Annotated in this window: 14 protein-coding genes; 13 read left to right on the top strand and 1 reads right to left on the bottom strand. The window is 34.4% G+C overall.

The window, feature by feature from the left end:
• Positions 1-406 precede the first annotated feature (406 nt).
• Positions 407-787: a Rad52/Rad22 family DNA repair protein gene (locus MKX82_RS29030; RefSeq protein WP_341082189.1), complete on the bottom strand. Its 381-nt coding sequence runs from the start codon at positions 785-787 to the stop codon at positions 407-409.
• Between the two features lie 540 nt (positions 788-1,327).
• Between MKX82_RS29030 and MKX82_RS29025 the strand changes: the two genes are divergently transcribed.
• The 13 genes from MKX82_RS29025 (at position 1,328) to MKX82_RS28965 (ending at position 12,819) form a co-directional block, all read left to right on the top strand.
• Complete coding sequence (locus tag MKX82_RS29025; RefSeq protein ID WP_341082187.1) at positions 1,328-3,235, top strand: T7SS effector LXG polymorphic toxin; 1,908 nt, start codon at positions 1,328-1,330, stop codon at positions 3,233-3,235.
• A gap of 14 nt (positions 3,236-3,249) precedes the next feature.
• Positions 3,250-3,618 carry a ribonuclease toxin immunity protein CdiI gene (gene cdiI, locus MKX82_RS29020; RefSeq protein WP_192486568.1) on the top strand — a complete coding sequence of 123 codons (369 nt, stop codon included), beginning with the start codon at positions 3,250-3,252 and terminating at the stop codon, positions 3,616-3,618.
• 204 nt (positions 3,619-3,822) lie between these two features.
• Entirely contained in the window at positions 3,823-4,053 is a 231-nt protein-coding gene (locus MKX82_RS29015; RefSeq protein WP_192486567.1) for a helix-turn-helix domain-containing protein, read from the top strand.
• Positions 4,028-5,425, top strand: coding sequence for a hypothetical protein (locus MKX82_RS29010; RefSeq protein ID WP_341082182.1), 1,398 nt, complete (start codon positions 4,028-4,030; stop codon positions 5,423-5,425). The genes MKX82_RS29015 and MKX82_RS29010 overlap by 26 nt, the downstream gene beginning before the upstream one ends.
• Before the next feature lie 190 nt (positions 5,426-5,615).
• Positions 5,616-5,909 carry a DUF4258 domain-containing protein gene (locus tag MKX82_RS29005; RefSeq protein ID WP_275009366.1) on the top strand — a complete coding sequence of 98 codons (294 nt, stop codon included), beginning with the start codon at positions 5,616-5,618 and terminating at the stop codon, positions 5,907-5,909.
• A 30-nt stretch (positions 5,910-5,939) separates the two neighbouring features.
• On the top strand, positions 5,940-7,199 hold the full coding sequence (locus MKX82_RS29000) for a DUF3854 domain-containing protein (RefSeq protein WP_275009365.1): 1,260 nt from the start codon (positions 5,940-5,942) through the stop codon (positions 7,197-7,199).
• 245 nt (positions 7,200-7,444) lie between these two features.
• Positions 7,445-7,906: a helix-turn-helix domain-containing protein gene (locus tag MKX82_RS28995; RefSeq protein WP_341082174.1), complete on the top strand. Its 462-nt coding sequence runs from the start codon at positions 7,445-7,447 to the stop codon at positions 7,904-7,906.
• 26 nt (positions 7,907-7,932) lie between these two features.
• A complete protein-coding gene (locus MKX82_RS28990; protein ID WP_341082172.1) occupies positions 7,933-8,580 on the top strand; it encodes a DUF4411 domain-containing protein in 648 nt (215 codons plus the stop codon).
• A 47-nt stretch (positions 8,581-8,627) separates the two neighbouring features.
• On the top strand, positions 8,628-8,816 hold the full coding sequence (locus MKX82_RS28985) for a hypothetical protein (RefSeq protein ID WP_192486561.1): 189 nt from the start codon (positions 8,628-8,630) through the stop codon (positions 8,814-8,816).
• Between the two features lie 248 nt (positions 8,817-9,064).
• Positions 9,065-9,448: a pilin gene (locus MKX82_RS28980; protein ID WP_192486560.1), complete on the top strand. Its 384-nt coding sequence runs from the start codon at positions 9,065-9,067 to the stop codon at positions 9,446-9,448.
• Positions 9,449-9,534: 86 nt separating this feature from the next.
• Positions 9,535-9,867 (top strand): PrgI family mobile element protein, encoded by a 333-nt coding sequence (locus MKX82_RS28975; protein WP_242458203.1) that lies wholly within the window; start codon positions 9,535-9,537, stop codon positions 9,865-9,867.
• A 17-nt stretch (positions 9,868-9,884) separates the two neighbouring features.
• Positions 9,885-10,787 carry a hypothetical protein gene (locus tag MKX82_RS28970; RefSeq protein ID WP_341082167.1) on the top strand — a complete coding sequence of 301 codons (903 nt, stop codon included), beginning with the start codon at positions 9,885-9,887 and terminating at the stop codon, positions 10,785-10,787.
• On the top strand, positions 10,732-12,819 hold the full coding sequence (locus MKX82_RS28965; RefSeq protein WP_341082165.1) for a VirB4 family type IV secretion system protein: 2,088 nt from the start codon (positions 10,732-10,734) through the stop codon (positions 12,817-12,819). Before MKX82_RS28970 ends, MKX82_RS28965 begins: the two co-directional genes overlap by 56 nt.
• Positions 12,820-12,830 lie beyond the last annotated feature (11 nt).

The following is a 12,830-nucleotide window of genomic DNA, read 5'->3' as shown; positions in this document are numbered from 1 at the left end:
GGAGATTCCCTATACGCAGATTTAATATATTTAATTATTATTTCTGCAACTGAAAAGGTATGGGTTTACCTCTTCCATATTTCTATGGAACGGATCGTATCGACACGTACATTCAGTGATTCGCCAGAACCTAAGGTTCATTCTATCCATAGCTATTTTATGGCATCCCGATTACTTCTCTAACCATGTTCCAAGGAATTTAGGCTCGATTTTCACCGACTTCAACGGGCTTATAACAATAATAGGGTTTTCTATTATCGCTATCCGTAGTATTAGACCTTTTCAAGAGTTTACGATACTCTTGCAAGACTCACTTCCAAGTCTCGATAGTCAAACATGCAGTTAGAACATAAATGTTCCCTCGCTTTTATATAGTGTGTTTCCACACTTTTTGAGCGAGAACAGTTCACACTAAATAACGGCCAATTCCCCATTGAACAGCTGCTCGCTTCATAGAAGCAGACAATCCACCTTTAAGAGCTTCAATCTGAGTTTGTTCACTACCATCCGATTTTGTTACCCATTCATCACCGATTTTACAACTAATTTCACAGATGATACCTTGGAGAAATTCTTTATAGTTGTTTTTCCAACCACCTATACCAAAAACATCATCCAATCTATTCTGAATAGCTCTATTGTTTACGTAGGCTAATACTAATGCCCATGGACCTTTGTTACCTTTTCCGCTTTGTTGGACACGCCACTCAATATCTTCAGCAGGAAATGGTGCTTGTAATTTGTTCATCAGTTCATTTAAGTCCGTACAATCTTTTTGATTTGTCATATTGACACACTCCTCTAATTGTTTATTAATAACTCCTAATCCTCGTTTGTTTTTTAACGCAAAAAAGCCTTTGAGGTTTTGATAGAGAAAAACAGCATAAAAATATGCTGAAATTCAAAAAATCTATCAACCTCAAAGGCTGCAATGTGTATTAGGTTACCGCATATCCAAAAGAGTGGATTGCAAAAAAACGAAAAATTATAAAAAAGTTATATAGGAATTATACTATTCATCGGTATATGTGACAACTTAAATATGTTTTACTATCTATCTTTGTCGTAAACTTCTATTCTATTTTCCCTATACTTCTAGATGTGCTCATGATCTTTTATTATTATTATTAATAGAAATAAAATTAAATTTCTAAAATTTAAATTCACAACTATTTCCTCATTTAAAAGACCTTTTATCTTTTCTACAATAATAGGATATGGGTTAATTTGTCATTTTTGTAGTATTGTTCATTGGTCTTGATTAATTAGGACAAGGACAGGAATAAACATAAACATAACCAAATCCTTAGCAAGGTGAGGAGATAATGTGAAACGATTAGATGCTTCCGGTTTACGGGATGCGATGGATGAAAGAGTTCATCATTATAAAAATATAAGACAACAAATGACCGACATACGTTCTACTTTCCAAGAGATAGTGGATTTGGAAGATTTTGAAGGGCAAGGTGCCAAAGCAATCAAAGGATTCTATCAAGGACACTTGGACGTTGTAGCAGCATTCGAGAGATTAATAGACCGACAAATCGCTTTTCATGAAGGGATTGTTGGAAGATTAGAGGATAAGGACCTGGGTGGCGACACAAGGGTTGATGTAGCCTTTTTAGAAGAGGATTTGGCTCAAAAGGAAAGGCAAGCAGATGAAATGGTCTCTGAGCAAAGAAAAGCATTAGAAAGTATTTTTCGAGAAGTAGATGATATCATTGATTTAGAAGCTTTTTCTCGTTCTAAGTTCGACGATGAAATGACGAGTCAACATAAAAAGCGTACGAAGACATTAGATGCTTTAGAGGAATTGGATGCTGAGTTGAAGGATGAATATCTATCCTCCGAAGGTGAAGAAGGATATGTAGGGGCGTTGTTTAGTGCTTTGTTACAGGCCACAACAAGTGGTTCCTCTATCTCTCCGATTCATTTTAACGCTGAATTCTATCATTCTAGCAATGCTTATCAAGTACAGGGCGATGCGATAAAGGCAACGGATGAATATCTTACTTTTAGAAAAGCGGAAGATGAAGCAAGGGAGCTTGAAAACCGCCCGTGGCATGAGAAATTCCTAGATGGAGTCAAAACATTTGCTGGTGAATTCACGGGATATTATGACTATAAACGGGCTACTGAAGGTGTGGACCCAGTAACAGGCGAAAAACTGACAGAAGGCCAGAAATATGTAGCTGGGGTTATGGCTATAGCTGGTTTTATACCGGTTGTAGGATGGGCAGGAAGAGCGGTCAAAGGCGGTAAAGGTATTTATTCCGCTTCTAAAGCAATAGGTGCTGCTGACCATGCATTGGGTGCTTATAAAGGAGTGGGTGCTTTCACTGCTCTGGAAAAAACAGAAATGGGCATTTACGGGCTAGTTACAGCAAACGGGTTATCTGATTATCTAACCGGCAAGGATATGTTTGGTAATGAGCTAACAGATGAACAAAGGTATGCTAGTTTATCGCAGGGTATATTTGCAGGAATTCCATTTGTGCCACTTGCTCCAGCGATGGCTAAAGAAGCAAAATCGATTGGCCAAAATGCGTATAATCAAACAGTGAAGGTTGGAAAGCAAGGGTTAGATGTGAGTAAAACCTGGTTGGATAACTTTAAAAGAAATATTAGAAAATCTGACAACTATGTGTTTGCGAATGGCGTAGACAACTTAGATGATTACCTAGAGGCCCGTACTACAGTGAAGCATGAACCTATTAGCAAAGAGAAAGAAGAAATGCTAAGTATGCTTTCTGGAAGAGGGGGCGGAGGTTCCGGTCATGATTTCGCTTTTAGAGAAGGATATGAAAAGCATATAATAGAAGTGGAGAAACTAGTAAGAAAGGGTAATAAAGGGATTGTGGGAGGTCACAATCTGGATAATTTCATGCAGATGTTCAAAGACAAAGGATGGGATATTGATGAGTGCATCGTATATACCAAAAAGCATCCTTTTATTGAGGGGATATATGAAATTAAATATAAAATTCCCGCAGAAGATAGAGAAGGAAATGTCATACCAGGTGAAATGAAGAATATTAATCAGCCAAAAACTGTCTATGACCCAAGTGTTATTTCGGATGAAACGTTGCTTGAATGGGGTAGAGAGGCAATGCAAAGTGGCGAGATTTCTAATGGTAGATTCGTTGATGGAATTGCTTCTAATGGATTAGGTTTTAGAGGGTTCATCGACACGGAAACAGGCGAAATTAAAAACTTCTTCCCTAAAATTGAATAAAAGGTGGGTTTAAAATGGATATGGAAAAACAAAGAGAATTAATTCGCATCTTCTACTATTTAATGGGAGATGGAGCATTCATGTATATATTAGAGAACATACCAAAGGAAATGGGTTATGGAGACGAATATGCCCGTTTTGTCTTTGCAAGTAATTGGGAGGAATGGGAAGAGGACTATTTCGGAGAAGAAGGAGTCTGCTATTATTTCGATGAACCTGCAGTGGACGAAGATGTACAATTTGTTTTAGATTACGATACATTTTATAAGTATCTAGTAGAAGATTGCGATCTGTATTTGGAAAAGTATCCTAAAGACCGTAGTCGTGTAGAAGAGTTATTAGGGGAAATAAGAGAAAAATTTAATATTAAAGTGGATAAGTAACTTGGAAGGGAATCCTTTTGCTTTTTAAATAAATAAGCAGGTGCCGCTATACTTGCAGGTAAAAATATATATATAACCTATATTATGTTATAATTACTTAAAAAATAAAAAAAGCGAAAACCGCTAGAGCATACTCCTTAAATAATAGGAGTTGTTTTAGCGGTTTTTTTTATGTTTTTAAATAGTAAACAGAGGGGTAACAATATGAAATTTAATCAAATCACTATTGAAGATGATGTAGAAAGACTAATCATCTTACGTAAACGTTTTAATTTGAATCAATTTCAATTAGCTAAAGAATTAAAGATAAGTAAGAGTTACTTAACTAAAATTGAAAATAGATCATTGCCGTTGTCATCTGCTTTTATAGAAAAATTAAACGACTATTTGAAACGGGAGAAGCTGTTGTATGAAAAGAATATATACATCGATTAATAATGCAGATCTATTTGCGGCGCTGGATAATAAAACCTTCGACATTAACTATGTAGAGAAAGATTTTCAAATCGAGCATTTAGAGGATTATGATTTAATAGTTGTATTAATGACACCAAGTATTAATTTACCAGATGTTGATAGAGTTAAATGCGACATTTTTGTTTTAGACGAGAACAAATTAGTAAAACAAGAGCTGCCCAACTCAAACATTAAAGTGTTTCCAGACATGAGTGCTTTAAAAAAAGACATTTTATTATGGACTTTAACGAATAAGAATATAAAAAAGAGCAAGGAAATAGCTTCTGAGCATTTAATAAATGATACTGCTGTTAATCAAAATAAAATTAAAACTGATAGTAGTGTGACTTTACAAGAAACAAATACACCCATTCTTGAGGATTCAAGAAATGAAGTAGATAAAATGATGGAGGAAAGTATAAATTTAGAAGAAGTTAATAGTTCTCCTCCATTAATCATTGAAGAAGAATATCCGTCTAATGAATTGCCTGCTGATTATGAAGAAGCTAAAAACAAGGTAAATATTATGCGTAATTCTTATGTATTTAAAGGGAAGGCATATCCAAACAACCAGACTATTGGAGTCTGGTCTCCACTTTCTCGAATAGGCGTGACCACCTTTATCATCAACTACGCTATATTCTTACAGGAAAATAAAATTCAAACAGCTGTCATAGAAGGTATGAAAGGAAAATACCTTCAACATATCATTGAAAGATATGAAGAGAAACCTATTAATTATAAGTCTTTTATGGAAGTCTTTCATCTTGAGGATAAAGACATTCTTAATATGGATATAAGCCAAATACATTGGTACTATAAGGGCGTTTTGTGGTTACCAATAGGAGATAATGATAAAAATTATATTTGGGATGAAAACTTTTTAAATGTCTATTTTCATTTTTTTCGATATCACGATGTAGTACTTGTGGATTTACCTAATGGTGAAATGCAGCAAGAAACTTTGGCCACTTTAAAACATATGGATGAATTATGGATAGTAATAGATAACTCGATTGATATTTTACTTTGGAAAAGTTACATACAAAATATTCAGAAAGACTTCGATAGACCCATCAAGCTCTTATTTAATCGTAAAATGTCATTTAGTAAAGCTGAGTGTCTTGCTAAAGAGTTGGATTTCCCATTAATTACAACATTACCGGATCTAACCGAGGAACATTTTAAAAATCAATTAGAAACACACGCACTCATTGAAAATACTATGGTTTTCAATAAATTACTTGATCCTTTCCGCATTATCACAAAGGAATTAGGGCTCGAAATCTCACAATCTAGAAAATTAATGATGATGAACTACCTAAGGAAATTAATCCCCTTGAAAGGTTGATTCTGGTTCCCTGATGATGCTATCATGATAGTACAATTTTTATTGAATTTTTCATTTTTTAGCTATCTTGATAGATAAGCAGGCTAACTAAGAATAGAACGGACTTTGGTTCGTAGTTTTTGTGAGGTTTTTTGACCAACATAACTACCCAAAGTCCGTTTTTTTTATGACTAAAACGGGGGTGAAAGTAATGAACTTAAAAGAAATCAAAAAGGTGTTAATGACAGGAAAAGGCGTTATAAAGATAGGAAATCATACGAAACAACGTTTAGTAAAAAGAGGGTACTCAAAGGGTGATATAGTGAGTGGTATTTTTACAGGTAGCATAAACGAAATTCAAAGTTACAACAAAATTTCTATACTAGGCAAGGATAGAGACAATAATCCTATAGTAGTAGTTATAGCTAAAACGATGCCCTATCACTACAAAATAGTGACAGTGATGCCGCCTATTGATCAAAGTAGATTTAGAGACTGTATTTAAATAAAACTACTAAATGAGGAGTGTGCCTAATTGGTTAAATTAATGAGGAAAACAAGATTACAAGATTGGTATGAGTACTACCGTACTCCGTGTCCTATCTGTGGACATACAGGTGGATGTATGGGGCATAAAAATGGAGAGGTAGTAGCTTGTATAAGAGTTGCTAGTGAAAAGTATTTCTCCAAAAACTCTGCTTTACCTAGTTATTTACACTTCTTAAAAGGTAAAGCAAGAAGAAAAATTAATAACGATGAGGTAGCTGAGTTTATACAAGGAAACGAAAAGAAAGAAGCTGTAATATTAGATACAGTTTATCAAGCTTTCTTAGAATCCTTAGAACTAGACGATAATCATTATGATCATTTAATATCTGAAGAAAGACAACTTTCCGATAAACAAGTAATCATTAGAAATTATCGCAGCTTTCCTGAAAAACCATGGAATGTGGTAAAACAAATAACAGAACTTACTGGTACTGAGAACTTTGCGGGTATTCCCGGATTTTATCAATATAAAAACTTTTGGACTATAGCTGGAATGAAGGGAATATTAATTCCTTTTCGAAATCACTATAACCAAATTGTCGGTTTTCAATATAGAATTGATAATCCTCCTAATGTGGTTGAAGTAAAAGCAAATGGTACTAATTTAAAGGCAAAGGTTCTTTCTCAACCAAATACTGTGCAAGTAACTAATCAAGGTGAAATTATTTCTGAACTTGAAATTCCAGTTTCGAAAGAATGGACTTCCATTTCTCATAATAATGAAATACTTGGTTGGGTTAGAGTAGTGAAAGGAAATCGTTACTTCTGGCTAAGCTCAGCAAACAAGGAAAATGGTACTGGTTCAGGAAATCCGGCACCACTACATATTGCTGTGCCAACATCGCAACTCATGAATTGGGAGCCAGGCACTCTTCATAAAGCAAAGACAGTTTGGTTAGGAGAAGGACCATTAAAATGTGACATTGCAGTAGATTGTATGGAAAGACTGTATGACCCATTGGAATTAAAGGATATTGGAACAACTTTTGTTGCATTACCTGGAGTTGGAGCATGGAGATTAGCTATTCCTGTATTAAAAAAAATGGGTGTAGATACTGTTAATATCTGTTTTGATGCGGATGCTGTATCTAACCCCCAAGTAAGACAACATTTAATGGAATGTGCTAAGCAATTAAAAATTGATGGATTTAGAGCAAATTTAATAATATGGAATGCTGATGAGGGAAAAGGGATAGATGATTTATTTTTATCCCATCGTTTACCTCATATTAAGAAAATGTTTTAAATATGGAGAGATGGAGCTTAAGTATTATTGTAAGCTCCTTTTTATTCTGTGAGTTATTTCTCGCCATTTACGTCTACTTCCTTAGAAAACCTATTTCTAGCAAAATTATATTTGTCATATGTATCTTATTTTGTATAAAGGAATATAATAATAACACATTAGTTTCGTTTCTTTCGTTTCTTTCGTTTCTTTCGTTTTTTGCTAAAATTGGTGTTATAATAGAGGAAAGTAAGGTGATGGTTAGAATGGAGGAATACAAAATGTCTATGCTATTCGATGATGTAGAACTTAGTCCTTTTGAAGAAGAACATGTGAAAACAGCTGATTCTAGAGCATATCTAAAACTGCATAAACTACATGAAGAATTGGAACGAAAAAAAGAATCAATCTTCAACGGTATGTCTGAGGAAGAGAGAGAAATGGTTTATGCTGCAATTCAACAAAAACAAGTAAAAGTTCCTGAGTATATAAAAGTTGCAGACGCCGCAAGAATAATTGGGGTTAGTCCTCAAATGATTCGTAAATATTGTGCGGAAGGAAAGCTTAATGCACAACAATCCATGCCAGGTAGTGGTAGATGGAAAATAAAAGCTTCTGAACTGATGCATTACCCAGGTTGGAATGATTATATTGAACGGAAAAAATCTACAAGAGAAAAAACAAAAGAACTAGCAGAGTTTATGAATGAAAATAACGGATCATTGTAGAAAAGGCTGGGGAAAGTGGGGAGCTAATGTCAGAAAAAGATTTAACGGAAATTAAATTTGTTGAGCAAGAAAAAGAGTTTACAGTTGATACAAACGTGCTTCGACATGAAAGTAATCCAGGTGACCAAGAATTAGAAAAAGCAGCTCGGCTATTTTGGAAACACATGAAAATGGCAGTTGAAAATGATGATGTAAGTATATATGTACCTGCAGAAGTAGTAAGGGAACTGGAGGTACAATCTTTTAATTTGTCACCAAGCCAAAACAGAAGAATTCAAAAACTATTAACTTTATGTGAAACAATAGAACTTGAATCAAATCATTTAGTTGAAATTGAGCATTTAATTCGAAAAATGTCTTCATATATTAAGGCAAAGTACGATTTAAAACAAGACTTCAAAGCAAATTACCCGGGTACTTCAGATGCACGTATACTTTTAACAGCGTATTTGCTTGAAAGTGTGTTAGTCACTGCAAATGTAAAGGATTTCACTATTTATCCTTTACTTTTTGAGTATAATCAAGATTCCCTATTAAATTTAAAAACCAATGATTATATTCGTATACCAAAAGATATACATAAGGCAATTCATGCAGATGAAGATTTCCTTAGCATGTTAAATGATTTTTACAATTTAGCTTCTAAAGTACAATATATTTTAATGCCACTATAATATGGTGGTTTATTTATCAGTTACAGTTTTGTAGAGGGGTGGATATCATGAAGAATAAAGTTACAGAAGAATTTGAATGTGTTAATGCTCATAGTTCTGGTGAATATGAAACTAGCAGGATTGAAACTCTTTTATATTTAGATAGAGTTGTTTCAAGTATAGATTGGAAACCTAGTAAAGATTCCTTATCTCCATATAAGGCATGTGAAATCATTAATGAAGCATGGAACAAATAATAGGATAAAATGTTTTTAAAGGGACTCAATATTGAGCCCTTTTTTATCTAATAATGGTATATAGGTTATTGTCCTAAAAAATGGCTTGACCACCTAATCCTTTTTTATTATGATAAAGATACAAATAAAGAACTAACGGGAAAACCCCGAGAATCTATGAGTAGTACATATTCACGTATGTATATACCCATAGATTTTCGGGGTTTTTTTTGTTTGTTTTTTATATTAAATCTTCTAGGAGGAAAAATATGAATTTAGCAATTAAGAAAGCAAAAATGGTTAAGGATATTCCATATTATTTAACCGCAGCATTCATGGTTTATTTATTTACTGCCGTCCCAGAAAATGCTTTAGCAGCTTGGAAAAAAGCGGGGATTAGTCCTCAAGGAAATGCTCAAAACTCAAAGATCTTTGATGATTTAAACAATGTCATTTATCTAATTACAGCTGTTGGTGGATTCTGGGCATTAGGTTGCCTAATCTTTTCAGGTATGAAGTTGTCTGCAGCTCAAGGTGGTAACCCACAAGCACGTACACAAGGAATTATTGGACTAGTAATGGCTGGTGTCGGTGTATTCGTAATTGTTAAAGCTAAAACAATCGCGGGTTATTTTGCAGGATTCGGAGCTTAATAACATACATATTAAGCAAAAATTTTAACCCCTCTATGAACGGTATAGAGGGGTGCCTTTATAAAGGAGAATAGAAATTGAGAAAAGTGACTGTGCCAATTGATATGAGTAGCGAACAAAAATCTATTCTAGGAATAATTTCGACTAGACAACTTATATATCTAATTTCTGGCGGGGCTGTTGCGTACGCCTATATCCCCTCCGTTTTCAAATTGTTTCCAAGTATTATTGCAGGGGTCATAGCTTGTGTAATTTCCGTCGTTCCTCTAGCAGTAATTATCTTCATTTTTGGATTTCTAAAGAAAAGCAAACTACACCTCAATTATGATCAATATTTCCTTATTAAGTTAGGTTATAAAAACCAAATTGGAATTTGGAGAAGAGGTACAAAGCCGAAAGATTGGATGGTGAATAAATAATGAGCACACTGCTACTTATGGCAGCTATCGTTGTTGGTGGTTGGATATTCTTTCGAATTGCAGAAAAGCAACCCATTCTACCATGGAAAGAAAAAAAGCATACCAACGTTCAACTAAATACAAATAGTAAAAATAATAACAAGAAAAAAAAGAAACATGAGGTGGAAATTGAACAGGAACCTAACATTTTTGAAGAACTGTTCAGTGATGTAAGGGATATAACAACTCACATGATTAGGTATCACGATAATTCCTTTACCATGATTGCAGAAGTTGACCCTGTTAACTACTTTTTAAGAAGCCAAGATGAACAGGAAGCAATCGACATTACGGTGGAAAGTTGGACAGCAACATTAAACTTCCCAGTAGGAATTTATCTGCAAAATCGATTCATTGATGTATCCGAACCCATTGAATTAATGGCAAAAGCTATGAAGGATTCTGATGATTTAAATGAAGCTGCTTTAAGTTATGGACAAGCGATGATTGATGACATTTTAACTTGGCAAAGAGATACACCACGATACGAAACAAAGAGATATCTAATATTCACTCATAAAATTAAGGCGGCTGATATTACAGCTGACTCGGAAGAAGAGTTAGATAAAAAAATAATGGAAAAGGCTTTTGCGGAGTTAATGAGAAGATTATCCTCTGCTAGGAATCAGCTTAGAAAAGCAGATATCACAGTAAACCTACTTCCAACAGAAGGAATATACGAATTACTCTATTACACATTTAATAGAAGAAAAGCATTAAAACATCGTTTTAAAGACCTTGTAGACCAAGAAAAAAACGCCCTATATATAACAGCCGAGCAGTCGGATGACCGAATTGAACTGGTAAAGGAGGCAATTGAGCAACATGAAGCTGAAATGGAAAGAAAAAGAGAAACAACTACCGAAAGAGAAACTGCCTAAGAAAAAGAGTTCAAAGACAAAACAGCAGTTAAATGAGGAAATAGATTTTCAAATGGACACTAAACCAACAATGTGGGAAATCATATCTCCTGATGGTTTTAAAATAAATGCAGAGGATTATGGAATTATAAAAACTTCTCTAGGTACTCAAACTTATTTTAGACCGGTTTATATCCCAAGAGATGGATATCCGCGCAAAATGCAAACAAACTGGTTAAATAATCTTGCTTCTAGTGGAGAGATGGATCTCTTTTTGGACATCAATAAAGTTGGTAAGTCTGATGCGATTAGAATGTTACAGAGACAAATTACCATGTTAGAGTCTAACTTATCGTTCCAAACCAAAAGGGGAAACATTGACCAAATCAACGACTTGACCTCAAAAATTCAAGATACCGATACACTCATGTCTGAAATTCAATTTAGTGAAAATGACATCTTTAATGTCGGGACACTTGGTATCTTATATGGTCAAAGTGAAAAAGAACTTAACTATTTTAGTGAAACTTTAGAAGATGAAATGAGCAGTAGCTTCTTTTCTCTAACATCTACTTGGGGAAGAGTTAAAAAAGGCTTTAGAAGTGTCTTACCTTTTGGAAAAAATGAAATTCCTGATTCATTACGGAACATTGATCGCCGAGCATTATCGACATTTGCTCCATTTATTAGCGGAAGCGGCAAATACGTAGGTGGCGTTCCACTTGGAATCAATAAAATAACGGGCCAATTAGAGTTTATCAATAGCTTCGGAAATGAAGAGTTCAGACCGGATAACTACAACATGTTTATTGTTGGTACATCTGGTTCAGGTAAATCCGTATCTCTTAAACTCTTAATTGCAAGGGAATTAACTGGAGCAAATATTTATAGTAGATTGATAGACCCTGAAGGTGAATTTGTAAAATTAACTAAGCGTCTTGGTGGTATTAATTTAAACATTAGTGAAGAAGAAGATATCTGTATCAATCCACTAGCTATTAACTTTACTGATATTCCGCTAGAAGATGGGGATGAAGAACTTGAATACCTAGAAGAGTCAGATGAAAAAGAGCTTGTTGAAAAAGAAGGTAAAAAATACATTCGCTTCGTTCCATTACGAGAGAAAACTAATGACATCATTGATTTCTTTGATATTATCTGTCGTGGAAAAAACTCAGAAGATGAAGGTCTTAATGTCTTTGAACGTAACTTTCTGGAAGAAGCCATTCAATATGTTTTACTAGAGCAATTTGAATATACTTCCCACCCTAGCTCTTTGTTTAAAGACGAAGTAGTGAAAGTAGAAAATCAATTAATTCAATCAAAAGTCAGAAAACCTGAACCAACTATTTCTGATATTAATAACTATTTGTTAGAGAAGTATATAGATGAACCTAGAGTACAGCGGTTAATTGCTGCTATCAAACCATTTTTAAGAACAGGATCTAAACCGATATTTGATGGGCAAACTTTTCTTGGCAGAGGGGTAACACAAACGCTTGATTCCGCAAGACTAGTTAACTTCAATATTAGTTCTATGGAAGAAGGCTTTTTACGCCCAATAGCTTATCACGTTATCTTGAATTACTTATGGGAACATTTTGTTAAAAACTTGGATAATGCCACGAAAAAGAAATTTGTATATGCCGATGAAGCATGGACACTTTTAAGTTCCGAGCAAACAGTTGATTTCTTAGAGAAAATGGCTAGACGTTCGAGAAAGCGGAATGCTGGCTTACGCTTAGCTAGTCAGGACTTTGTCCGCTTTGTTATCAATGATAAAGCAAGAGGGATACTGCAAAACACATATGCTTATCTTTTCTTAAAACAAAGTAAACTCGATCTTAAGCATATTAAAGAAAACTTTGATTTATCTGCAGGTGAACGTGATATCCTCTTTGGAAACCCTGATAAAGGGGAAGGCATTTTACGGGTTGGTAAATCATCTGTATGGTTGCAAACGAACCCTAGTGAACAAGAGTTATTCTTTATTGAATCTAACCAAGCTGTATATGAAGAGAATATGAATAAAAAGCACCTGCAAACATATTAGGTCGGGAGGGA

The organism is Niallia sp. FSL R7-0271 (genome assembly GCF_038005785.1).
In the GTDB taxonomy this organism is placed as follows: Bacteria; Bacillota; Bacilli; order Bacillales; family Cytobacillaceae; genus Niallia.
This window is presented reverse-complemented; position numbering and strand designations above follow the sequence as displayed.

Excerpts from the sequence above, each read along its gene's own strand:
- MKX82_RS29030 (WP_341082189.1), bottom strand. The coding sequence starts at position 787 with ATGACAAATCAAAAAGATTGTACGGACTTAAATGAACTGATGAACAAA.
- cdiI (WP_192486568.1), top strand. The coding sequence starts at position 3,250 with ATGGATATGGAAAAACAAAGAGAATTAATTCGCATCTTCTACTATTTA.
- MKX82_RS29015 (WP_192486567.1), top strand. The coding sequence starts at position 3,823 with ATGAAATTTAATCAAATCACTATTGAAGATGATGTAGAAAGACTAATC.
- MKX82_RS29010 (WP_341082182.1), top strand. The coding sequence starts at position 4,028 with ATGAAAAGAATATATACATCGATTAATAATGCAGATCTATTTGCGGCG.
- MKX82_RS29005 (WP_275009366.1), top strand. The coding sequence starts at position 5,616 with ATGAACTTAAAAGAAATCAAAAAGGTGTTAATGACAGGAAAAGGCGTT.
- MKX82_RS28995 (WP_341082174.1), top strand. The coding sequence starts at position 7,445 with ATGGAGGAATACAAAATGTCTATGCTATTCGATGATGTAGAACTTAGT.
- MKX82_RS28990 (WP_341082172.1), top strand. The coding sequence starts at position 7,933 with ATGTCAGAAAAAGATTTAACGGAAATTAAATTTGTTGAGCAAGAAAAA.
- MKX82_RS28985 (WP_192486561.1), top strand. The coding sequence starts at position 8,628 with ATGAAGAATAAAGTTACAGAAGAATTTGAATGTGTTAATGCTCATAGT.
- MKX82_RS28980 (WP_192486560.1), top strand. The coding sequence starts at position 9,065 with ATGAATTTAGCAATTAAGAAAGCAAAAATGGTTAAGGATATTCCATAT.
- MKX82_RS28970 (WP_341082167.1), top strand. The coding sequence starts at position 9,885 with ATGGCAGCTATCGTTGTTGGTGGTTGGATATTCTTTCGAATTGCAGAA.
- MKX82_RS28965 (WP_341082165.1), top strand. The coding sequence starts at position 10,732 with ATGAAGCTGAAATGGAAAGAAAAAGAGAAACAACTACCGAAAGAGAAA.